This window comes from Desulfotomaculum copahuensis (genome assembly GCF_001655685.1).
GTDB lineage: Bacteria > Bacillota > Desulfotomaculia > Desulfotomaculales > Desulfovirgulaceae > Desulfotomaculum_G > Desulfotomaculum_G copahuensis.
Window position 1 is genome coordinate 22,065 of record NZ_LYVF01000168.1, and the last position, 20,367, is coordinate 42,431.

The following is a 20,367-nucleotide window of genomic DNA, read 5'->3' on the forward strand; positions in this document are numbered from 1 at the left end:
GTGCCTAAGGACAAAGACAAAGTGGAAGAAGTGAACGCCCCGGTCGCGAGCACATACCCGCGAGCGGAGCTTATAGCAAATTCGCAGGCCATCTTCGGGGTTATGCCGGAGGTGGTCATTGGTGCTTTGCACGGCAATAATGCCGAAGAACTAACGGTGGTCGAAGTCAAGAAGGCCATCGAGGACTTTTTGAAAAGGAAGGTGAGCTAAATGGCAGGCGGAACTTGGAGCCCAACGGAAGCGAAAGTCAGACCTGGCTTTTACATGAATTTTGTGGCCGCTGCTCTGGCTGCTATCCAACCCGGAGCGCGGGGCATTGTGGCCATCCCTGTCAAGGCTAACTGGGGACCGGCCAAACAGATTGTTGAGATCACTGATGAAAAAAGTTTGATTGACACCTACGGAGCGGATGTGGATGGCGGTTTCACTGCCTATAATTCCATCAAGTTAGCCCTTTTGGGCGGAGCAAAGACTGTCCTGGGGTATAGACTAGTAGATAGTGCTGCGGCAAAAGCATCCATCACTCTGAAGGATACAGCGGCGACTCCAGCCGACGTCCTGACCTTGACGACGAAGTACGAGACCGCTAGACCGTTCAAGGTCACGGTAAGGGATAACGCTGTAGACCCAACCAACAAGCAGGATATCGTGCTCTATGAAGATACCAAGCAGCTTTACGTATTTACCTTTGTCAAGGGCGCTGGTGTGGTGGATAATGCGGTCGCGGCCATCAATAATGATGCAAACAACAAGTGGATAACCGCCACTAAGGTAGCCGATGGAAATAACACCATCGCTAACGTGACCAGCCAGGCATTTACAGGCGGTAACGCCGGGGTGGGCAGCATCGCGAACACCGACTATGTGGATGCTATGTCCGCTTTTGAGACCAGGCGCTTTAACTTCTTTGCCCTCGACGGTGCTACTGATGCCAGCCTTCAGACCTCGGTCAAGGCATGGATTGAGCGCCTTCGTAGCGAGGGCAAGGGTGTGGTCGCTGTTATGGGCGGCTCTGTAACTGATGACCAGACACCAGCTACCGCAAATAGCCGCTCCACAGGCTTTAATTACGAGGGCGTGATTAATGTCGGTGTAAGTGGCATCATGGACGGCGTCACCTATTCCAGCGCTCAAGTAGCATGCTGGGTGGCTGGGAAGGCTGCAGGCCAGGCATTGAGCGAAAGCCTGACCTATGCCGTCACGCCTTTCGATGATGTTACCCCAAGGCTGACCCATAATCAGGTTGTGGCAGGGCTACAGGCAGGAACGCTGTTGCTGGTCCACGACGGCGAGAAGGTGATCGTAGAACAGGGCATCAATACACTGACCTCCCTCCGCCAGGGCCAGAACAACCAGTGGAAGAAGATCCGGGCCATCAGAGTCATGGATGCAATCAATGATGACCTGCTCAAGACGGCCCAGGACAACTATATCGGTAAAGTAAATAACAACGATGACGGCAAGGTGGCTTTAATCAGCGCCTGCAAGCAGTATATGGAGACCCTGGTCAATGGCGGGCTCATCGAGAAAGACTTCTCGGTCTACCTTGACCCGGATTATCATCCCGCCCTGTCTGCTCCTGATGAGGTATACATCAAATGGGACGCCAGGATTGTGGACAGCATGGAAAAAATATTCGGGACATTTGTGGTGCACTAAGGAGGTGGCATAGATGCCTGAACTGGACGTTAGTCGCGTAATCAACGGCACTTATGGTGAGGTTTGGATGGATGGTAAATGGTTGAGCAACTTCAATCATTTAGAGGCCAACGTCGAAATACAAAAGGCCGAGCTTAAAATATCCGGCAACCGCTGGACCAAACGTAAAGTTACCGGGCTAAATGGCACGGGCACTATTTCCGGTTTCAAGGTCACAAGCGAGTTGATTCAGCTTAACACACCAATGGCAGACAGCGCCAATCCAGCAGTAAGGGTTGAAATCATCAGCAAGCTGGCCGACCCGGAAGCCTACGGATACGAGCGTATCAGGCTGAAATACGTCATGTTCGACCGTATCCAACTGGCTAACTGGACAGCTGGCGAGACGGTCAATGAGGAATGGCCCTTTACATTCGAGGACTACGAGCTTCTCGACCCGATAGTCCAGAGTTAAAGGAGGGGTAAATCGTGGATACCAATAAACCCATGACTGAAGAAGAAATCCTGGAACGCCTGTTGGATGCGGACCGGGTGCCGGAAAGGACAGTCAAAATAGAGCGCCTGGGCATTCCAGTAACCATCCGAGGTTTAACCGGTAAGGCAGTATTTCAAATTCGCGAGCAGTGCACTCATCGCACCAATAAACGGGGCCAAACCATCGAGACCCTGGATGAGGAACAGTTCAATTGCCGGCTAATTGCTGCGGCCACGGTATCACCTAAGTGGGACCACCCCCGCCTTCTCGAGAAGTACAATGCCAGCGGCGCGGAGGAAGTTGTGAAGCGGATTTTGTTGGCCGGTGAGCTGGCTGCTTTGGGTGATGCTGTGTTGGATATCTCCGGCTTCAACGAGGAGCTGGAAGAGGTAAAAAACTAATTAAATCGGGCGGGTTAGCCCACCTGGTGCACCAGATTTTTCAGCGCACGGGCCTCCCGCCTGATGAATTTTGGGCAAAACCGCGGGGCGCTCAACTGTTCATGCTGGCAAGCACACAAATTGTTCTTGAGGAAGAGCGCCAGCGCGAGAAAGCGCTCGATACCCTGAGGCAAGGGAGGTGAACGGAATGGCTGAAAGCAATTACCGGATTAGCTTAGTCTTGCAGCTTCATGATCGTATGACTGCAGCATTAAACAAGATTGACAGCGCTGCCCGCAAGGTCGAGAATAGGACAAAACGGCTTGATCGGGTGATAGTCAGCCCCACCGTTCGCCTCATTGACAGGGCAAGTCATACAATTGTTCGCATAGGGTCCGGTCTACACTCTCTTTCATCACGGACTTGGAATATGACCATCCGGGCCCGGGATATAGCCAGTGGGGTAATCGGTCGAATTAAAAACAGCCTGTTCTCCCTTCAAGGAATGGCCGCGGTAGCATTGGGTGCCCTGGGAGCAGGTAAGTTGTGGGACGCAACAGCAGGTGCAGCTATGATATGGGAAACCCAGGCGGTGAGCATGGAGCACTGGCTGAAAGGTAACAAGGACTTAGCCCGTGAGGTCACCGGCTGGCTTGAACGATTTGCTGCGGCTACACCCTTCGAGATGCAGGATCTTTTCCCTTCCATGACCAGGGCCATCGGTATCAGTGAAGGCGACGTAAAAATGGCCGAACGAATGGTTAAACTGGCGGCAGATATGGCCGGCCTTACTCCAGGCAAGACGGTCCAGGATGCTATGGAAGCCCTGGCCGACGCTCAGATGGGTGAGTTCGAGCGCCTAAAGGAATTCCAAATGAAGATGACCCAGGAGGAATATAAAAAACTGGGTGGATTCGTCGGTTTTTTGGAGGAAGCCGAGCGGCGTTTCGCTGGCGGTGCCGAGAAGTTAAGTCAGACAGCCCTTGGCCGACTGTCCACCATCACGGATACGGTTAAGACCTTTTTCCGCCAGGCTGGTATCGGTATCCTCGAATCCATGAAACCACGCCTTGATAGAGTTACAGAGTGGTTTGGCAAAAATGAGGACACTGTGGAGCGGTGGAAAACATCCCTGGTCAGATTTGGGCGCGAAGGTGCCGAGCAAGTGTTTAGCTTTTTTGAGCGTGCCTTTGCCCGCCTGGGACGTATCCTGGATGACCCAAAGTTCCAAAAGATGGACTTCTGGGGCAAGGTGAAGTTTATCATCGACGACATCTCGGCTGGCATCAAAGATTGGCTTGATTCCGGTGGACGTGACAAAATCGTTGCTGTCGGACGGGAGATCGGCGGATTCCTGTTCTCAGGCATTAAGATGGGTGTCACTGAAGCGCTCAAAGGCCTAGGCAAGTTAAACATTGAAGCCATTAGGAAACCGACTGCTGAGAATATCGGCAGCGCAGCGCTGGCAGACGTGCTCGCGATAAGTGCAGGTAGCGCCCTTTTGGGGCCGGTATTCCGTGCTGGTAAGTGGATAGGCGGCATTGGGAAAAGGGCTATCACCGCCCTGGGCGGTGGTGCAGGCGCAGGGGTAGCTGCAGCATCAGCTGGTGCAGCGGCAGAGACAGCGGCAACGGCAACGGCGGCAACCAAAGGCATAAACATTGGCCAGATCCTCCGTGACCTGTTTGTCAATCCGGCCAGCAAGCGGGCGCTTGAGCCGCTCAAACGGACAGTAATCCCTGGAACGCCAGAACAGGTATTCCATTACCGCGGATTCTTACCAGGTGGCCCGACAGTTGAAGCGTTTAGAATACCGGGAACGGCTGCAAAGACTGTTGGTGGCGGCTGGGCGCCTTTGCGCTATATCGGCCAGTTTGGAAAGGTTGGGGACTTCCTTTCAAGGTGGGCCCTACCCATTACGCTTGCCACTGGAGCGGCCGAAGTTGCTTTAGCTCGCCCGGAGGAACGGCTGCAGACAGGCATGAAAGTCGGCGGCCGTATTGCCGGCGGATTGGCTGGAGCATCTCTTGGAGCAAAGGCAGGAGCTGCCATTGGAACATTCTTTGGGCCAGGCATAGGGACGGCTATCGGTGGAGCTATAGGCGGCCTGGGCGGTGGCATACTCGGTGCCTTTGGCGGCGAGGCTATAATGCAGCGGCTCTCCGGCATGCTGGATATGGTTGATTTTAGCTCCCTGAAAGAAAAGGCAATTTCGTGGATTAAAGAATTGCCTGGGGAGGTTGCTGAACACATCGGATATATTGCGGGTTACGCAGTCGAAAAACTGAGCCAACTTCCTGGAGTATTCAGCGAGTGGTCCCAGCAGGCAAAAGACAGCGCTATTCAATGGATTATGGGACTACCTGACCAAATTGCTGGTTTTGTCGAAAGCATACCTGGTAGGGTGTCTGCTGCCATAGAAAGTGTGAAAGATGCCTTTTTGTCGCTAGGTAAAGCTATTCCTGAAGCCATAGTAGGCGGATTTAACTGGGCCAAGGAACGCATAGGCGCTGCTGGTCAGTGGATTATCGATAAAGCTATGGCCGGTGTCGAAGCGGCCAAGAGCCTGGGCAAACGTCTGGTAGAGGGGTTCGAAGCAGGACGGCAAGCTGCCAAGGAACCCGTAACAGCCCACGCACTGGGTGGCATCCTAACCAGGCCCCATCTGGGTCTGGTAGCTGAAGCTGGCCCAGAGGCGGTCATTCCCCTCTCTGCTCGTTTACGACCGCGGGCTCTGGAGCTGTGGAGGGAAACCGGACGCAGGTTGGGCGTGCAGCAGTTCGAATTCGGTGGGTTTACGGCTCCGGTGGCTGTAGCTGGTGGAGGCATAAGTGCGCCTACGGTCAACCTGAACTTTGACCTTGCCGGGCTGGTTGGGCAGATTACGGTTCAAGGGCGAGACGACCTTGAGCAAGCTGCTGACCAAATCGCAGCCGTCATCGCGGCGAAATTAAAGGCCATTTTCTACAACTTGCCCGGTTAGTAGGATTTTCCTGCTCAAATGGCGAAAATGTAGCATAATTAACATATGGAGGTGTGCTACATGCTTGCATTTGCAGGATTTCTTATGTTTTTGGGCATGGTAGGGGCTGCAGTAGCACTGATCATGCTGGTTCTAAAAGTGGTTTTTAAGCGAGGATGGTCCAGTAGGCGGTTGCGGTTGGTCGGGGCATTGTCAGTGGCCCTATTTGTGGTGGGGTTGGCCATGGGATGGTCGCCTGCAGAGAAGGGCTACGAACATGGACAGCATGCGGCCAGGGATGAGAAAGAGGTTAAAACTATCCCTGCCTCATCCCCTTCTCTTTCTGTTGAACATGCCAATAACGACCAAGCGGTGGGCCAACTTCCTAAGCCTGAAAAGGCGGCAAAAGAAACGACTACTGACAAGCCCTCAGCAAAGGTGCAGAAGGAGAGACCTCCAAATGTACCGGAGCTTTTACAGAAGGATTATAAAGGCATTGTCCAACTCTTGGGAAGGCCAACAGCAGAAAAGACGGAAAGCGCGGATAAGAAGTTAATTAAGTATACCCTGCCTGGCTTTGAGTTGGAAATAACGCTTTTTATGGATAAACCTATATCCATGGATATTACTCCACTTAAAGAATACAAGTTCCAGGATAGTAATGGTTATTCGGCCTCTGATATGCCAGATGATGTCATACAGCTATTGTATGACTTAGGATTCAATAAGGATTCTGTTATCGGAAATAGCGCTACTCCAACTCAAAGGTTATTTTCATACGTGGATTACGGTTCACCATTGAGGGAATATGAAATCAGGGTGAACAGTGAAGATTGGAAAGCCGTGAGCGAGGGAAGGGCATCAAAGGTAAGCTGGGTTTATATTAAGCTCATTAAAACGAAGTGAGCGCTGGCTTCTTAATAATCGGAGTGATGCTTATGGATTTCTACCTCCTGTCTCCCGACGGCCAAGACCTTCATTTTCCGGTTAACCCACCGGAGGTAACGGTCGAGGGAGCAAAGAAAATTGAGACGGTTTCAATTATCAACATCGGCGATGTTGATTTCCCCGTAGGCGACGAGCTGACGGGGATTTCTTTTAGTTCGTTTTTCCCTCGGGATTACGACCCGAGTTATTGTCAATATGCAAGTATTCCTACCCCCGAAACGGCATTAGGCCGTCTTAACGCTTGGCGCACAGCCGGGAAACCGGTCCGGTTATTGATTACAGAGACATCAGTCAACGTGCTGGTTCTCATTACTCGTGTCGCGCATCGTTATGTAGGGGGAGAGCCTGGGGATATCTACTTCGAGCTGGCCATGCGACAGTGGCGTGATGTTAAGGTTAGAAGCGTTACCAATGTGCAGGTGGCCACGCAGTCCGCACAGACCAGGCCGAGGCCGGACACCAAGCCGATTCCGAAGGTCTACGTGGTCAAGCCTGGTGATAGTCTCTGGAAAATAGCAAAACTCCAGCTTGGTAACGGTTCAAGGTGGCAGGACATTTATGCGAACAATAAGAGAGTCATAGGTCCTAATCCTAACCTTATCTATCCGGGCCAGAGGTTGGTGATGCCTGCATGATTACACCTGGCCTAATAACTTACGATGTAGTCCTTGCAGATAAATGGTCGCTGAGGGAGATTGTAGAGAGTATTGCAATCGAGGAAAGTCTGGACGAGATAGCAGCGAGGGCCACAGTTGTGATAGCAATTACTCCCGATTTTCCAGGCATTGCACCGGGTCAGGCCATGCGCGTGAGCGGTGTGCCTTTCGGCGGTAGTTCTATGGTGGTATTGCTGGACGGAGTGATATGGGAATGTGACTCGGTCACTCGAGGGCAAAAGCACCTTACGGCCACCGTGTATGACCGAAGCATCTATATGGCCCGAAGTGAGGATGAATATCTATTCCCGGCAGGCCAGACGGCTACCCAAAGGCTGAAACGCTATGCAGTAGACTGGGGCATCCCATTGGGCCAGATAGCCGATACCAGTGTTGCACTTGCAAAGGCGATTTACCGAGCACAACCCATCTACAACATGCTGCTCGCGGATTTGCGTGAGACTGTGGGCAAAGGCGGCGGTATGTTCCGGCCCAGAATGGTAGGCTCCACCCTGGACCTGGTGCCGCTGGGGAGCAACCGGACAGTGTGGGTCCTGGAGGCTGACCAGAGCGTTGAAGAAATCAACCAGCGCCGCAGCTTGGAAGGGGCCGTCACGCAGGTGAAGGTCCTTGGAGCTGCACCAGAGGAAGGCCGTTCACCTGTCCTCGCGTTGGAAAAAGGCGAAACTGCCAAGTATGGTACTCTCCAGCGAGTGATCCAGGACCCGAAAATCACCACTGCCGCAGCTGCAAAGCAGGCAGCCAGAGAAATGCTGGCGGGCATCCAGGAAACCATCACAGTCACAGCATTGGACATTAACACTATTCGCGCTGGCGACAAGATCCAACTCAACGGCATGGACCTCCTGGTCGCCTCGGTTCGGCATAATCTTGGAAGTCCTGGGCACATGACTTTAGAATTGGCAGCGGAAAGCTACATAAGGAGGCGGTACTATGCCAAGGGACCCTTATAAGGAACTCGCGTGGCTTATCGAACAGCGGGCCGTTGGCCACGCCGGTCGTGTCGCCTCTACCCTGCCGGCAGAACTGGGCACCATCACCCAAACCATGGCCCTGAAACTGGACCGCTTCCGTCATGAGATTAAGGATTATCTTATTGCTGACTGGGAGTTAAAAATCGAACTTCCACAGACCTCGCGGGTGATAAAAACAGCGGCCCCGGTCAACCCAGACGGCAGCGATGTCCCAGGAAGCACCCAATATTCAAGCCTCACGAGGCTGGATTTCAATGTGCAAGGCATGGGCGATCCGGCCGCCACGGTAAAGGTCCACCTCAACCTGAAAGCGGGGCTTAAGCCTGGCGACCGGGTGCTGGTCCTCCCGGTGAACGGAGGGCAGGATTTCGTGGTGTTGTGCAAGGTGGTGAGCTAAATGCCTTCTCTTTTTCCAATTGAACAGCTGACACTGACTCCGGAGGAAACACAGACCAGCCAGGTGAAGTTTGGCAGGTCTTTTATTTTTGACTTCGATAAAGGGGATTTTGTCTTATCCCCTACCGGCAAGGTGGTGGAAACAGATGGTGCTGAAGCCTATCGCCAGTGGGCACATAAGACCCTGCTTACGCCACGGTATCGCCATCCCATTTATTCAAGGAATTATGGCCAGGAATTTGAGGACCTTTTGCGTCGCAATCTTACCCGGGCATGGAACGAAAGCGAGATTAAGCGGATGGTTACCGAAGCGCTTATGGTTGACCCACGCACGGCCTCCGTAGGGGATTTTACATTTGATTGGCAGGAGGACACCGTTTATTTCACATGCAAGGTCACGACGGCTCAAGGTGAGCAGGTGCAAGTCTCCGGCCAAGTGCAGGGGGTGAGGTAATTGGCTGACATTGTGCTACCCGATTTTCTTCAGGATGAGACTGAAGAACAGATTATGGCCAGGATGATCGCACGTTTGCCGTCAGACCTGGATGTGTCGGAAGGCTCATATCTTTGGGATGCTTTGGCGCCAGTTGCGGCGGAAATTGTCCAGATGAAGATGGAGGCCAGGGAGATCCTAAAGCGGGCATTTATCCAGTTTAGTTATGGTGAGTATGTGGATGCCCGGGTTGCCGACCGTGGGATAACACGAAAACCGGCGGTCAAAGCAACAGGCCAAGTGCAGGTTACAGGTACACCGGCCACGGTCATTCCGGCGGGTACTGTGTTTTCAACTACCGCTGACCTAGTTACGGGAACGGCAGCTGTAGAGTTTATTTCAACCGCCCAGGTCACCATCGGGGCTGACGGAACGACATTGGTGGACATTGAAGCGGTCGAACCAGGTCCAGAGGGGAATGTCCCAGCGGGAGCAATTAATCAGCTTGTGGTCCCTATCGCAGGCGTGACGGCAGTGACTAATCTCCAGGCCACCAGCGGCGGCGCATCGGAGGAAAGCGATGAGGCACTGATTGCTCGCTATCTTGAACAGGTCCAACGGTCACCGGGAGCAGGAAATAAAAATGATTATATCCGGTGGGCTAAGGAGGTCCCTGGGGTCGGCGATGCGATATGCATTCCACTTTGGGATGGTCCAGGAACGGTGAAGGTAGTTATTGTCGACAGCACTGGCGCACCCGCAAATTCGGCCCTGGTCGAGCAGGTGCAGAACTATATTTCACCTGCCCCAGGAACTGGCGAAGGCCGCGCACCAATAGGTGCAAGTGTAACGGTGACAGCGCCGACAACGGTGACTATAGATGTTAGCGCTACCCTGTCCTATGCTGCGGGCTATGACCCGGCATCCGTTCGAGCTGAAGTAGAGGCTGCTATCGATACCTTAATCAAAGGATTAAAAATTGGTGAAGATGTGCGCTATGCAGCCATCGCCAATGCAATATTTGAGACCCATGGCGTTGCGGATTACTCCAACCTATTGGTAAATGGAGGAACGAGCAATGTAACAATCGCCGAAGATGCTAAAGCGGTTAAAGGGGCGGTGAACTTGACGTGATCACTTCTACCCACGGCAAAGAAATGATGAATAATTCGCCCAGATATTATCAGACCAGCCGGGTCTTTCGGGCCCACATAGAGGCTAAGGGCATTGAGCTGGATAACCTGGACGCCATAATGAACGACATCGAGGCCCAGTTCTCCGCATCTACTGCAACCTGGGGACTTCGGTACTGGGAGGAAATGTGCGGTCTGCCTGTTAACGAACAGGAACCGCTTGAAAATCGCAGAGCCAGGGTGTTGGCAAAGATAAGAAGCAACCCTTCTGGGCGCAGCCAAGACATTCAGAACATCATACAACCATTTGCTGAAGGCCAGGTATCGCTAACGCAGCACTATAGCGAGTATCTGGTTTATATTGATTTTCCAGTTGGCCATGTACTTATTAAGGATTTAATTGCAATGGTCAACGAGATAATGCCTGCTCATTTAGTTTCGCAATATCGAGCCTGGGGTGGGAAAAGCACCTTGCTGTTTGCAACATGCACTCCCAAGCAATTTCTTTTTCCATATCGTTTATGCGGCACTTTCAACGCCAGCGATGACGAACGGTGGAGCGGCCGCTTGCTACGGTTATGGGTCGGAGTCAGGCCCCAGTTATATTACGGCACGGTTCCATATCAATTGTGCGGCACGTTTTATGCAGGAGGTGAGCCGGTATGATATCACAATATGGAATGACACAAATCGCAAACAAGGTTTCTACGCTTTTGGCTCAAGGAGCCTATATCAAGGACGGTCAGCAAGTAACCGTTCCTATTTTTCGCAAAGAGTACAGCGGTAATGCGGTCAAGGTATATCTCTACTTGACTGACGAGGATATAGGCACTTTTTCCGACTTTCAGATCCTTGACGAAGAAGGAAACGTTATTCTAACCAAGCCGGACAGCATTACAAAAGATGCGGCCCAAGGGCTGCTAGTTGCTTTTGAAGTCAGCATACAGGAGGTAGAAAGCTAATGCCATATATTCCGACAGAATGGTTGGACCACATTGTTGACCCGGTGACCGGCGAAGTAATTCAGCAAGGGACACCGGTCAGCGCAACCAAGCTAAATAACATGGAGCGCGGAATTGCAGAGGCACACGAAGCCTCGGAGGTTTCCCTGGCTCGCACACATTCCTTGATGACAGATGCACTGGACATGCGAATGCGATATGAGTTTGACGGCCATGCCAGAACATACGGCCTAGCAGCTAATATGTACTGGATTACCTTTAGGGATACAAGCGATATCAATATTATTTCCGGGGCCTACGATGCGGCCAACAAGAAGGTTGTGTTGCCGTGAAGGATAAGGGGATGTTAGCTTGCCACAGACAAAACAGAACCAGCTTCTTATCTACCAGAAGTACGTCGACCTGATTGAGTATGCATATAACCTGCTGCGGAAATTCCCCAAGTCCGAAAAGTTCGCCATGGCAGCGCACATCAAGGACAGCATGTATACCGTCCTGAAGTATATCCTACGGGCTAACAAGGTATACAACAACCGGCAGGTGCGGGTCGATATGCTTAATGCCATTGATGCAGAGATACAGCTTCAGAAAGTACTGGTCCGCATGGCCCATAAAAACCGATACATTTCAAACCAGAACTATATGGAGTGGTCGCGTCGCCTCGATGAAATCGGCCGCATTCTCGGCGGCTGGATAAAGTCCACCGTTGGCCAAGACATATAAAAATCTATTTGAGCCAGCTTTAACATTTTCATCGCTCTTGGCGGCGCACCACAAGGGCAGGAAAGGCAAGCGATTTACTGCCGAAGTTATTCAGTTTGAGATGGATTTGGAAGGCAACTTGCTGACTCTGGCCCGGGAATTGAGGGCAGGAACATATCGGCCAGGGGAATATCGGGAATTTACCATATATGAGCCAAAGCAGCGGCTGATTAAGGCAGCACCATACCGTGACCGGGTGGTTCACCAATGGTATGTAGGGAATTTCATTAAACCCGTGTTCGGTCCGGCCTTTATTTTTGATACTTACGCCTGTTTGGAAGGTAAAGGCATGCATCGGGCCGCCTACCGGGTCCAGGAATTCCTGCGACGAGCTGGTCAGATATGGGGTGAACCATATATCCTGAAGGGTGATATAAAGAGCTACTTTTTCAGCATTGACCACGATATTATCTACAACATCATCGCTCGGAAGATAACAGACCCTAAAGTGCTTTGGCTTACTAAAGTAATCCTGGATAGCACGGAAAACCCAGGCATCCCGGTTGGTTCCTATACTTCGCAGTGGTTTGCGAACGTATATTTGCACCAGCTAGATATGTTCGTGAAGCACCAGCTACGGGTAAAAATGTACGTTCGATATATGGATGACTTTGTAATGGTCTTGCCAGACAAGACAACTGCAAGCTATGTTTTGGACGAAATCAGGATCTTCCTGAAGCGTGAGTTAAGCCTGCAGCTTAATCACAAGACGCAGGTATTCCCTGCTAAAAACGGGGTTAATTTTTGTGGTTACAAGATCTGGCCCACCCATACGAAGATACGGACGGAAAGTAAGCGCCGCATCAAGCGGAAGCTGCGAAAGTTTCAGGAAAAATACAAGGCAGGTGAGATGGATGCCGAAGACATAAGGCGGGTTTTGGTGAGCTGGATGGGATATGCCAGGCATGCAGACAGTTACTGGTTAATCCATAAGATACTTAACCAGTTCACCTTCACAAAATAATAGATTTCAGGGATAGGGCTGGGACCGCTGCGTTCTCCAACTTCCCGTACTCCTCCAACCCTGTGTTCATCCGCGGTGGCAACTTTAGCAACGGCAGCGCCGGGCTTGCTTGCTTCAACAACACGAATGGCAATGCCAACAGCAGCATCGGGTTTCGCGCCTGCTCTGGTTATTAGCGAGATTGTAAAGGTTTACGGACCTTTGCACAGGGCCACCAGACCAAAGGAGCCCTATTCCTTCCCTATTTAGGGTAAAAATACAAGCTGCGAAGGGTATCTAGTAGCAGGCCGAACGATATCCTTCGCTCTTTATTTAGGTTTTGACAGGAGGGATATCAATGGCTTTAGTATCAGGAGTAGCAAATGCGCCAGTGCTGCCGGCTGGGTGGAAACCAGTCAACCACGTATCCGGCCAAACATTTCAGGAGACAACCCTGGCTAATTGGCAATATAACTATGACCCGGTAAACACAGTAAACGGCGTACCTCCCAAGATGTGGGCCAACGCAAAGGACACCAAGGGCAATCTTTGGGTATGGATACCTCGCTTCACCTATCGAGCTATACAGTATGCCGATGACCCCGAAGTAAAAATCCGGTTCAGCAGCGGTACCACGGATGACACCACTTCTATTGACGGTCGGGTCTGCAAAAAGCATCCTGGATTCAAGTTTGGAACCGTTGAACTGCCCGGAATATGGGTAATGAAGTACCAGGCATATCAGGACACTGCCAATGGGGGTATCCCTGGCTCCTTGCCGAATAAGGTATCCTGGCGAACCATAACGGTAAACGACATATTCAACCAGTGCCTGAACCTCAAGAACAACGTGGCTACTGTCGCCACTGGCATAGACAGCCACATGCTGAAGAATTCGGAATGGGGTGCTGTTGCACTTTTAGCCTACGCAGTTGGGCAGGGTCGTCCAAAGATCAACGGGGACAGTGGATACCATACAGGATATACCACCAATGGCACAACGAATACCACAGGCTCCTTGGATACGTCGGGCGAGACATCAACCACCGGTAATCCCACCGGTGTATTTGACATGGTCGGCTGCGGCTGGCAATACGTCGCCTCTTATGTGAACAACGGGAACAGTAATCTGACTACCTATTGCCTGTCACTCGTTAACGCAGACGCAAAGTATAAAGACGTTTTCCCTATGGGTTCAGGGGATACCCAGGCGGCTAACTTTGCAGCAGCGGCTGGACTTTCTGACGGCATGATGCTAAACGAAACAGCATCAAACGTTGGCGGCAATTATGGCTGGCTAAACTGGGCTGGGACCGCTGCGAGCTCGAGCTTTCCGTATTCGAGCAACCCTGTTTTCATCCGAGGTGGCAGCTATAGCCTCAGCAGCGCCGGGCTTGCTTGCTTCTACTACACGAGTGGCAATGCCAGCTCTAGCGGGGGCTTTCGCGCCTGCTTTGTAAATCTGAATTCTGCTCCTCTGATTTCTGGATCAGACCAGAACTTAGGAGATAAGAGCGGGCCATTCAGCATTGTATACCAGGTGTCTGACCCCGATGGGGACGCGGTAGATGTAGTGGAAAAGATTAACGGAAACGTGGTAGAGACTTTAACCGGAGCGCCGCAAAATACTGATTTAGAATTTATTATTGACCTCACGACATGGGGCAATCTGGCACTCAACCAGATGCACACCATAACCATCGAGGCCACGGATAGTTTCGGCAACAAGAGCACCAGAACATATACATTCACGAAAGTAAATGCTGTTCCCAGCGCACCAGGGGCCATCGTTTCACCGGTGGCTGGTTCTACGGTCGTCGGCAACGTGACCATCGAGTGGACGGAGGCTACCGACCCAGATGGGGATGCTTTGACTTATTCCGTTTATTATTCGGCGGATGATGGGGCGACGCTGCTTCCCATTGCTACCGGCATAACGGCTTTAATGCTTGCCTGGGATACAAGCGTGGTTCCCGAAGGAACAAACTACCGCATTTATGTCAAAGCCAATGACGGGAAGGTGGACGGCCCTTTCGCGGTTAGCGGCATCTTTACCGTCGCCCACAATTTGAGTCCGAGCGCAATGTCGGCAATTGTGCCAGTCCATACTGCCAGGGTGCCGCTGCAACCTGTATTTATGGCGGGCGTGGGCACCGACCCGGAAGGCGATCCCCAGCACTTCAGGCTGCAGATTGCCAGGGACGTAAACTTTGCCAACATCGTGGCCGACCTGGAAACCAGCACCCAAAACCTGTTGACGGCAAATCAGGCCGGCGTAGAAGCAGATACAACAGGTTTTACTGGCAGAGGGGCAACTATCGCCAGATCCACCGCCCAGTTCTACGAAGGAGCTGCCAGCCTACAGGTGACCACATCTGGGACAACCGCCAATGAAGGTGTGGAATTAAGCCCGGTAGACGTATTAGGTGGGAAGAGTTATGCGGCTCAAGTAAAGGTAAAAGGTGCCGGATATATTCGCCTGGCAATCGAGGAACTGGACAGCAACGGCAATTATTTGCGGTCCACCGGCAGTGACCCGATTACCTTGGACGGAACATCTTGGCAGACCTTATCCGTGTTTGCTCGCACAGGCCAGGACTGCGCGAAACTGCGCTTGGCAGTATTAACCTCATCAGTGATAGGCGCAACGTTCTACTGCGATGCTTTCATGCTGGTCAAAGGTGAATTTCTACCAGACGAATTTATTCCTGGCCAGCAATACGGGCCAGGAACCGCAGACGCCATCGCTGGTTGGGAAATATACGACGGCGCCAACTGGGTTCCTATGCCAACTGGAGGAGCCCCTGTAGGAACTGAACGAGTGAGACATTCTCTGCGTGAGCCACTGCAGCAGAATCAGAGTTATTACTGGCGCATGGCTGCCCGCGATACAACAGGGAACTACGGCGAGTGGACGCTGCCACGGATTATCAGGGCGGGCAACGTGCTACAGTTTAGGCTCAAAACCCCGATTGAAACCTCTGCGGAAGTTGAACGGGTGTTAGTTTTTGGTTACCACACTATCGCTAAAGATGGGGCAAACCCAGCCGTTCTCAAAGTTGAGGCCAGCAACAACGCTTTTGACCCATTCCCTGTTTGGGAGGACATCACCGCAGCATACTTGGCACGTGAGTATGCCGAACTAACCAACAAAAATAGGTCAGCAGATAAATGGGGACTGGATATTCGCATTACAATATGGGCCAATGACACGTTAGGCACCATTGAGGTGCTGGGCGTTGGCATTGCATTTGACTAAACTGGAGGTGGCATGTATGGAAGTAATTGCTAAATCGGACCTGGCTGCACTACGGGCAGCCAGGCAACGCGAGGAGGAAAAAGACAAACGCATTCAGGATCTGGAACTTGCCTTGGCTGAACAGGTAGCTGCCAATGTAGAACTACAGGTGAGATTACAGGATTTAGAGCTTGCGTTTGCTGATCTTATAACAGGAGGTGTAGCGTAATGGCTTATGCACCCTATGTTGTGAGGGTAATTGCGAGGGCTATCATTTCAAAAAGCGATATGGGCCTTGGGACACCGGAAGAACTAGTACTGGCCTATCCTGAAGCGGAAAGGCAAGCCATCTTAGCAGAGGTGCACAACATAAGGCCAGATTTAGTCCAATAAGGGGGTGACATCTATGCCGGGTCCTGAAATCGCACAATACGGCCTCGCTATGTTTGCAGTAGCGGGGTTGATATTTTTAGTTGATAGGTGGATTAGGCAAAAGGGAGACAACGACCTGGCCGAGGTGGTCCAGAATAACACCAAGGCCTTAGAGAACCTTACGACATTGATACAGGTTAACCTTACCCGCCAGGAGGCCAAGATTGACGAGCTTCTCGAGAGGGCAAGGCGGTGATAGCTATGAGGGGTTTTTGGAATGATCCAGATGGCTGGAGCCTGGCGGACATAGTAACCGTGCTGGTACTTCCTGTTTGGATGTATGTAGCGGTGAAATTCGCGCTCGCCAGTGACCTGTCCGGGAACCAGGTGGATTATTTCCTGGTCCTTAGTTACCCGCTCTTGATTGCTGTGGGCGGCAAGATGTTGAGTGGGCTGCCGCTTCCCTGGCCGAGGAGAAGCGGCTTTACAATAACTCCACAGCAACAACAACCTTACTATGAAACCTATCAAACCACACAAACTAATGTGATTTCTGGTGAACCGATGGCTCCGGATGGTTCGCCTGAAAAAACAAACTTTTAGGAGGTGCGTGTCATGAAAATAGTAATCGACCCAGGTCATGGTGGCAAAGACCCGGGAGCCGTTGGACATTCTGGTCTAAAGGAAGCAAATGTTAACCTTCAGGTGGCCCTAAAGGTTGCCGAGAAACTCCAAAGAGCAGGGCTTAGTGTGAAGCTCACCAGGACAACTGATGCCTTTGTGGACCTTCAGCCTCGCTGCGATATCGCTAATTCGTGGGGAGCCGATTATTTTGTGTCGATTCACTGTAACTCAGCTGGCGCTCCCCAAGCGTACGGCACGGAAACGTACTGCTACAAGTTCGGAGGTAAAGGAGAGGTTTTGGCAAAGGCTATACAGGCCGAACTTATTGCAGCGACTGGCAGAGCTAACCGCGGAGTTAAAGAGGCTAATTTTTACGTGCTTCGCAAGACAAGCATGCCGGCTGTATTAACTGAATTGGCCTTTATCTCGAATCTCGAAGAAGAACGCTTGTTGGCTTCTGCCGCATACCAGGAAAAGTGCGCCATGGCAATAGCTAAGGGCATCGGCAAAGTTATTGGGGTGGATATTGCCGAGCAAGCGCCTCAACCTGAACCACTGCAGGCACCAGCCGCCGATGCCAACAATGTAATTTATAAAGTACAGGTTGGCGCTTTCGCACAGCGCGAGAACGCCGAACGCCTAGCGGCAGAGCTGCGCTCGAAAGGTTATAACACCTATATCGTGAGTGAAAGGAGAAATGGATAATGGAAGATAAGCTCTTGCAGCTAGCCTATGACTTGCTGGCTATACTTATACCCGTTCTGGCCGCACTGGCGGTGGAATATTTGCGCAGGCGGTTGGGGACCGAAATGGTCAAACGCATTCAGGAAGAGCTGGCAACGAAGCAGGAACTTGCTACCCTGGCAGTGCGTTTCGTAGAGCAGGTCTACAAGGACCTGCACGGTCCCGACAAGTATCAAAAGGCAGCCGAGTGGCTTGCATCCAGAGCGCAGGAGCACGGGTTAAAGCTTACGGCAGATGAGATCAAAGGTCTGATTGAAGCTGCCCTACGCCAACTAAAAGATGCTTTCGGGAACGAGTGGGCCAAACAACTCCAATAAAACGTATGCCCCGGTCAAGAGGCCGGGGCTTTTTTATTCTTCCAGGACTTTCAAATACTGATTAAGTACGTTAAAATATCGAGGTAAGGGTACATGCTTCCCCTGCTCCCAGTTGCGGAGTGTTTTCGGGTCCACGCCTATAGCCAGGGCCATTTCCTCTTTCGTAAGGCCATGATATAGACGGGCTTTGGTAATACGCTGGCCAAGGGTGTTCTCTGGTAATTTTTCAAAACAGCCCAGGTAAGCGATAGGGACGCCCAAGGCTTTGGCCAGTAATCGTAAGTTAGGCAGCGCAGCATTGAACTTATCCGCCTCCAAATTCCCGATGGCAGTAACGGATAATCCGGTAGCTGTTGACAGGTCGCGGATGGTCATATTCTTCGCTACCCTAGCCTGCCTTAAACGAGCGCCTGGGCTATCTCCTGACCACTGGTGGCCCAATAACCACGGCGGCATTTTTGCCCGCCGAACCACAGAAAGGTCAAGGATATTCTCTGCACGCTTGCCCCTGCGGCTATCTGGGCGACACATCGCGCGCCTGTACATGCACGCCGGCGCAAATACAACGCTATGCCGCCCGCATTTCCGGTCCCCTGCTGGACCGTATCGACCTGCAGCTGGAAGTGCCCCGGGTCGATTATCAGGAGCTCTCCGGCCGGGAACCGGGTGAATCGTCGGCGGTGATCAGAAAAAGGGTGCAGCAGGCGCGGGAACGCCAGCGGGAGCGTTTGGGCGGCGCGACGACCAACGCCCGCATGACACCGGCACAGGTGCGGCGGTTTTGCCGGCTGTCCCCGGATGCGCAAAATCTGATGCAGGCGGCCTTCCGGCAGTTGAACCTGAGCGCCCGCTCCCACGACCGGATCCTGAAAGTGGCCCGTACCATCGCCGACCTGGCGGGCAGCGCATTGATTGAAGCCGCCCATATCGCCGAGGCCGTCCAGTACCGCGGTTTGGAGGCAAGATACTGGCGGAGTTAGGGCGGTTTCGCCGGTGCCGGGTATGCCCCCGGAAACTTGCGGCTGAGCTGACTTTTGACGGGACTGTGGTAATATACAAAAACAAATGGACTCTTTTGCAACACCCCCCGGCGGAAGGTGTTGAAAGAAACCCGGGATGGCGGGAAAAATGATTTTTGTTTTATATTCCTTTGAGGTATAATATTCTTATGGCATTACAGTATTACGGTATTACCGTTATGGGGGGAACTGTTTTGGAATACACGACTTTAACATCAAAGGGACAGGTCACTGTTCCAAAAGAAATTCGTGAAAAATTCAATTGGAAAGAAGGTACCAGGCTAAAGTTTTATCTTGATGGTGAAGAGTTGAAGGTAAAGGAAGTTACCATCATTGACGAGATGGAAGATTTAATTACGAAAGACTTAAAAGATATAGGTTATTGCGGGGAAAAACTTAAAACGGAACTTCTAGAACGAAAGGCTGCTTTTAATAAAGCCTTTGATAAACTCCTGGAAGAAAGGCTTAAAGAGGAAACTGTTCCTTTGGTGGATGCTATAAGGAGTATCGAAAGTGAAGAAAAATTATGAAGTCCGGTTATCCAAAGGGGCCGTTAAAGATCTTAAAAAAATGGAAACTGCGCTCAGAGATTTTATATACAGTAAGATTTATGAGATCGCAGAAGACCCCTATAAAAATGAGAGGCTATCCGGCTCATTTAAAGAACTCCGCTCCCAACATAGCAAGTTTAGAGGAGTGGAATATCGTGTTATCTATTATATAGACGAGCAAGGCCGATTAATAATAATTGCCCTGGTGGGAAGTAGGGAAAATATTTATAAAGAACTAGTCAGGAGATTATAGTAAATGGGGATTCCCGCTGGATTTTGGGGACCGGGAAATCCTGCGTATAGTATTTGTGTTGATTTCCCGTCTTTCACATTCTGATTGCACGATAATCCGGTCATACCCGGACACCCTGTCCCCTGCCAGATGCAGCGTGCCTGAAATAACAACCTCTTTTCCGTTTTCAAGGTACGTTACCTCACATGGAATTGGCTCCTTCAGGTAATAGGCAAACGGCCGGTCCTGCCGGTGCATCAACTCACTGGAGTTGAATGGGATATATATTGACTGGCAGATTAATCATAACATTTTTTCTTATTTCGGAGTACAAGACCCTAATGGAATAGAGAAATTCAAAGACTTTTACGAAAGTTGTAAATGGCAAGTCGCAAAGATAAAAATTGCCGGCGCCGAAAAGCTTATAGTAGATATTAACCTTGAATATTTCAGTTACTGCCGCATGACAGGGCTGAAAAAGGTGGTCCTCGAGGATAACATTTCCGGACGGGATGTATTGAAAAGACTGAATGGCTGGAGGAAGGAGACGGGCCATGCCACCCTGG

At 51.4% G+C, this 20,367-nt stretch carries 27 protein-coding genes; 26 read left to right on the forward strand and 1 reads right to left on the reverse strand.

Annotation, left to right across the window (positions count from 1 at the left end; genetic code table 11):
* The 23 genes from A6M21_RS11980 (at position 1) to A6M21_RS12090 (ending at position 17,999) form a co-directional block, all read left to right on the forward strand.
* Positions 1 to 210, forward strand: coding sequence for a YqzN/YkzM domain-containing protein (locus A6M21_RS11980; protein WP_242868836.1), 210 nt, complete (start codon positions 1 to 3; stop codon positions 208 to 210).
* Complete coding sequence (locus A6M21_RS11985; RefSeq protein WP_066669128.1) at positions 211 to 1,659, forward strand: phage tail sheath family protein; 1,449 nt, start codon at positions 211 to 213, stop codon at positions 1,657 to 1,659.
* Positions 1,660 to 1,672: 13 nt separating this feature from the next.
* Entirely contained in the window at positions 1,673 to 2,113 is a 441-nt protein-coding gene (locus tag A6M21_RS11990) for a phage tail tube protein (RefSeq protein ID WP_066669130.1), read from the forward strand.
* Positions 2,114 to 2,127: 14 nt separating this feature from the next.
* Positions 2,128 to 2,535, forward strand: coding sequence for a phage tail assembly chaperone (locus A6M21_RS11995; protein WP_201721888.1), 408 nt, complete (start codon positions 2,128 to 2,130; stop codon positions 2,533 to 2,535).
* Positions 2,536 to 2,722: 187 nt separating this feature from the next.
* On the forward strand, positions 2,723 to 5,497 hold the full coding sequence (locus A6M21_RS12005) for a tape measure protein (RefSeq protein ID WP_066669134.1): 2,775 nt from the start codon (positions 2,723 to 2,725) through the stop codon (positions 5,495 to 5,497).
* 60 nt (positions 5,498 to 5,557) lie between these two features.
* Positions 5,558 to 6,382: a hypothetical protein gene (locus tag A6M21_RS12010; protein WP_066669135.1), complete on the forward strand. Its 825-nt coding sequence runs from the start codon at positions 5,558 to 5,560 to the stop codon at positions 6,380 to 6,382.
* Between the two features lie 32 nt (positions 6,383 to 6,414).
* Complete coding sequence (locus A6M21_RS12015; RefSeq protein WP_066669194.1) at positions 6,415 to 7,059, forward strand: LysM peptidoglycan-binding domain-containing protein; 645 nt, start codon at positions 6,415 to 6,417, stop codon at positions 7,057 to 7,059.
* 203 nt (positions 7,060 to 7,262) lie between these two features.
* Positions 7,263 to 8,054 (forward strand): XkdQ/YqbQ family protein, encoded by a 792-nt coding sequence (locus A6M21_RS12020; protein ID WP_242868837.1) that lies wholly within the window; start codon positions 7,263 to 7,265, stop codon positions 8,052 to 8,054.
* Positions 8,035 to 8,472: a DUF2577 family protein gene (locus A6M21_RS12025; protein ID WP_066669136.1), complete on the forward strand. Its 438-nt coding sequence runs from the start codon at positions 8,035 to 8,037 to the stop codon at positions 8,470 to 8,472. The genes A6M21_RS12020 and A6M21_RS12025 overlap by 20 nt, the downstream gene beginning before the upstream one ends.
* Entirely contained in the window at positions 8,473 to 8,925 is a 453-nt protein-coding gene (locus A6M21_RS12030) for a DUF2634 domain-containing protein (protein WP_066669137.1), read from the forward strand.
* Complete coding sequence (locus A6M21_RS12035; RefSeq protein WP_066669138.1) at positions 8,926 to 10,038, forward strand: baseplate J/gp47 family protein; 1,113 nt, start codon at positions 8,926 to 8,928, stop codon at positions 10,036 to 10,038.
* Positions 10,035 to 10,703, forward strand: coding sequence for a putative phage tail protein (locus A6M21_RS12040; protein ID WP_066669139.1), 669 nt, complete (start codon positions 10,035 to 10,037; stop codon positions 10,701 to 10,703). The genes A6M21_RS12035 and A6M21_RS12040 overlap by 4 nt, the downstream gene beginning before the upstream one ends.
* Complete coding sequence (locus tag A6M21_RS12045) at positions 10,700 to 10,999, forward strand: hypothetical protein (RefSeq protein ID WP_066669141.1); 300 nt, start codon at positions 10,700 to 10,702, stop codon at positions 10,997 to 10,999. The genes A6M21_RS12040 and A6M21_RS12045 overlap by 4 nt, the downstream gene beginning before the upstream one ends.
* Positions 10,999 to 11,331 carry a hypothetical protein gene (locus A6M21_RS12050; RefSeq protein WP_066669144.1) on the forward strand — a complete coding sequence of 111 codons (333 nt, stop codon included), beginning with the start codon at positions 10,999 to 11,001 and terminating at the stop codon, positions 11,329 to 11,331. Before A6M21_RS12045 ends, A6M21_RS12050 begins: the two co-directional genes overlap by 1 nt.
* 19 nt (positions 11,332 to 11,350) lie before the next feature.
* A complete protein-coding gene (gene avd / locus A6M21_RS12055) occupies positions 11,351 to 11,722 on the forward strand; it encodes a diversity-generating retroelement protein Avd (protein ID WP_066669146.1) in 372 nt (123 codons plus the stop codon).
* Positions 11,706 to 12,725, forward strand: coding sequence for an RNA-directed DNA polymerase (locus A6M21_RS12060; RefSeq protein WP_066669147.1), 1,020 nt, complete (start codon positions 11,706 to 11,708; stop codon positions 12,723 to 12,725). The genes avd and A6M21_RS12060 overlap by 17 nt, the downstream gene beginning before the upstream one ends.
* Before the next feature lie 337 nt (positions 12,726 to 13,062).
* A complete protein-coding gene (locus A6M21_RS12065; protein ID WP_066669150.1) occupies positions 13,063 to 15,963 on the forward strand; it encodes a fibronectin type III domain-containing protein in 2,901 nt (966 codons plus the stop codon).
* A 16-nt stretch (positions 15,964 to 15,979) separates the two neighbouring features.
* Entirely contained in the window at positions 15,980 to 16,171 is a 192-nt protein-coding gene (locus A6M21_RS12070) for a hypothetical protein (protein ID WP_066669152.1), read from the forward strand.
* The gene (locus tag A6M21_RS18805; protein WP_161486055.1) at positions 16,171 to 16,335 is read left to right on the forward strand and encodes a hypothetical protein; all 165 of its coding nucleotides are present in this window, start codon (positions 16,171 to 16,173) and stop codon (positions 16,333 to 16,335) included. The genes A6M21_RS12070 and A6M21_RS18805 overlap by 1 nt, the downstream gene beginning before the upstream one ends.
* A 13-nt stretch (positions 16,336 to 16,348) precedes the next feature.
* Entirely contained in the window at positions 16,349 to 16,570 is a 222-nt protein-coding gene (locus A6M21_RS12075) for a hypothetical protein (protein WP_066669154.1), read from the forward strand.
* A gap of 5 nt (positions 16,571 to 16,575) precedes the next feature.
* Positions 16,576 to 16,917: a hypothetical protein gene (locus A6M21_RS12080; RefSeq protein WP_066669156.1), complete on the forward strand. Its 342-nt coding sequence runs from the start codon at positions 16,576 to 16,578 to the stop codon at positions 16,915 to 16,917.
* Positions 16,918 to 16,929: 12 nt separating this feature from the next.
* On the forward strand, positions 16,930 to 17,643 hold the full coding sequence (locus A6M21_RS12085) for an N-acetylmuramoyl-L-alanine amidase (protein ID WP_066669157.1): 714 nt from the start codon (positions 16,930 to 16,932) through the stop codon (positions 17,641 to 17,643).
* Positions 17,643 to 17,999, forward strand: a complete 357-nt coding sequence (locus A6M21_RS12090; RefSeq protein WP_066669158.1) for a phage holin — start codon at positions 17,643 to 17,645, stop codon at positions 17,997 to 17,999. Before A6M21_RS12085 ends, A6M21_RS12090 begins: the two co-directional genes overlap by 1 nt.
* Positions 18,000 to 18,032: 33 nt before the next feature.
* Here the strand turns inward: A6M21_RS12090 and A6M21_RS12095 are convergent, their stop codons facing one another.
* Positions 18,033 to 18,545: a helix-turn-helix domain-containing protein gene (locus tag A6M21_RS12095; RefSeq protein WP_345788101.1), complete on the reverse strand. Its 513-nt coding sequence runs from the start codon at positions 18,543 to 18,545 to the stop codon at positions 18,033 to 18,035.
* On the opposite strand from A6M21_RS12095, the gene A6M21_RS12100 reads away from it, so the two are divergent.
* The 3 genes from A6M21_RS12100 to A6M21_RS12110 all read left to right on the forward strand — a co-directional run bounded on the left by A6M21_RS12100 (position 18,458) and on the right by A6M21_RS12110 (position 19,822).
* Positions 18,458 to 18,979, forward strand: a complete 522-nt coding sequence (locus A6M21_RS12100) for a magnesium chelatase subunit ChlI family protein (RefSeq protein WP_066669159.1) — start codon at positions 18,458 to 18,460, stop codon at positions 18,977 to 18,979. The two genes, A6M21_RS12095 and A6M21_RS12100, sit on opposite strands and share 88 nt — an antisense overlap.
* Positions 18,980 to 19,212: 233 nt before the next feature.
* Positions 19,213 to 19,548 (forward strand): AbrB/MazE/SpoVT family DNA-binding domain-containing protein, encoded by a 336-nt coding sequence (locus A6M21_RS12105; RefSeq protein ID WP_161486056.1) that lies wholly within the window; start codon positions 19,213 to 19,215, stop codon positions 19,546 to 19,548.
* Positions 19,532 to 19,822: a type II toxin-antitoxin system RelE family toxin gene (locus A6M21_RS12110; protein WP_066669163.1), complete on the forward strand. Its 291-nt coding sequence runs from the start codon at positions 19,532 to 19,534 to the stop codon at positions 19,820 to 19,822. The genes A6M21_RS12105 and A6M21_RS12110 overlap by 17 nt, the downstream gene beginning before the upstream one ends.
* Positions 19,823 to 20,367: the final 545 nt, after the last annotated feature.

Coding starts and splice junctions, on each gene's coding strand:
- A6M21_RS11985 (WP_066669128.1), top strand. CDS start 211: ATGGCAGGCGGAACTTGGAGCCCAACGGAAGCGAAAGTCAGACCTGGC.
- A6M21_RS11990 (WP_066669130.1), top strand. CDS start 1,673: ATGCCTGAACTGGACGTTAGTCGCGTAATCAACGGCACTTATGGTGAG.
- A6M21_RS12005 (WP_066669134.1), top strand. CDS start 2,723: ATGGCTGAAAGCAATTACCGGATTAGCTTAGTCTTGCAGCTTCATGAT.
- A6M21_RS12010 (WP_066669135.1), top strand. CDS start 5,558: ATGCTTGCATTTGCAGGATTTCTTATGTTTTTGGGCATGGTAGGGGCT.
- A6M21_RS12015 (WP_066669194.1), top strand. CDS start 6,415: ATGGATTTCTACCTCCTGTCTCCCGACGGCCAAGACCTTCATTTTCCG.
- A6M21_RS12020 (WP_242868837.1), top strand. CDS start 7,263: ATGGTGGTATTGCTGGACGGAGTGATATGGGAATGTGACTCGGTCACT.
- A6M21_RS12025 (WP_066669136.1), top strand. CDS start 8,035: ATGCCAAGGGACCCTTATAAGGAACTCGCGTGGCTTATCGAACAGCGG.
- A6M21_RS12030 (WP_066669137.1), top strand. CDS start 8,473: ATGCCTTCTCTTTTTCCAATTGAACAGCTGACACTGACTCCGGAGGAA.
- A6M21_RS12045 (WP_066669141.1), top strand. CDS start 10,700: ATGATATCACAATATGGAATGACACAAATCGCAAACAAGGTTTCTACG.
- A6M21_RS12050 (WP_066669144.1), top strand. CDS start 10,999: ATGCCATATATTCCGACAGAATGGTTGGACCACATTGTTGACCCGGTG.
- A6M21_RS12065 (WP_066669150.1), top strand. CDS start 13,063: ATGGCTTTAGTATCAGGAGTAGCAAATGCGCCAGTGCTGCCGGCTGGG.
- A6M21_RS12070 (WP_066669152.1), top strand. CDS start 15,980: ATGGAAGTAATTGCTAAATCGGACCTGGCTGCACTACGGGCAGCCAGG.
- A6M21_RS18805 (WP_161486055.1), top strand. CDS start 16,171: ATGGCTTATGCACCCTATGTTGTGAGGGTAATTGCGAGGGCTATCATT.
- A6M21_RS12075 (WP_066669154.1), top strand. CDS start 16,349: ATGCCGGGTCCTGAAATCGCACAATACGGCCTCGCTATGTTTGCAGTA.
- A6M21_RS12080 (WP_066669156.1), top strand. CDS start 16,576: ATGAGGGGTTTTTGGAATGATCCAGATGGCTGGAGCCTGGCGGACATA.
- A6M21_RS12085 (WP_066669157.1), top strand. CDS start 16,930: ATGAAAATAGTAATCGACCCAGGTCATGGTGGCAAAGACCCGGGAGCC.
- A6M21_RS12090 (WP_066669158.1), top strand. CDS start 17,643: ATGGAAGATAAGCTCTTGCAGCTAGCCTATGACTTGCTGGCTATACTT.
- A6M21_RS12095 (WP_345788101.1), bottom strand. CDS start 18,545: ATGTACAGGCGCGCGATGTGTCGCCCAGATAGCCGCAGGGGCAAGCGT.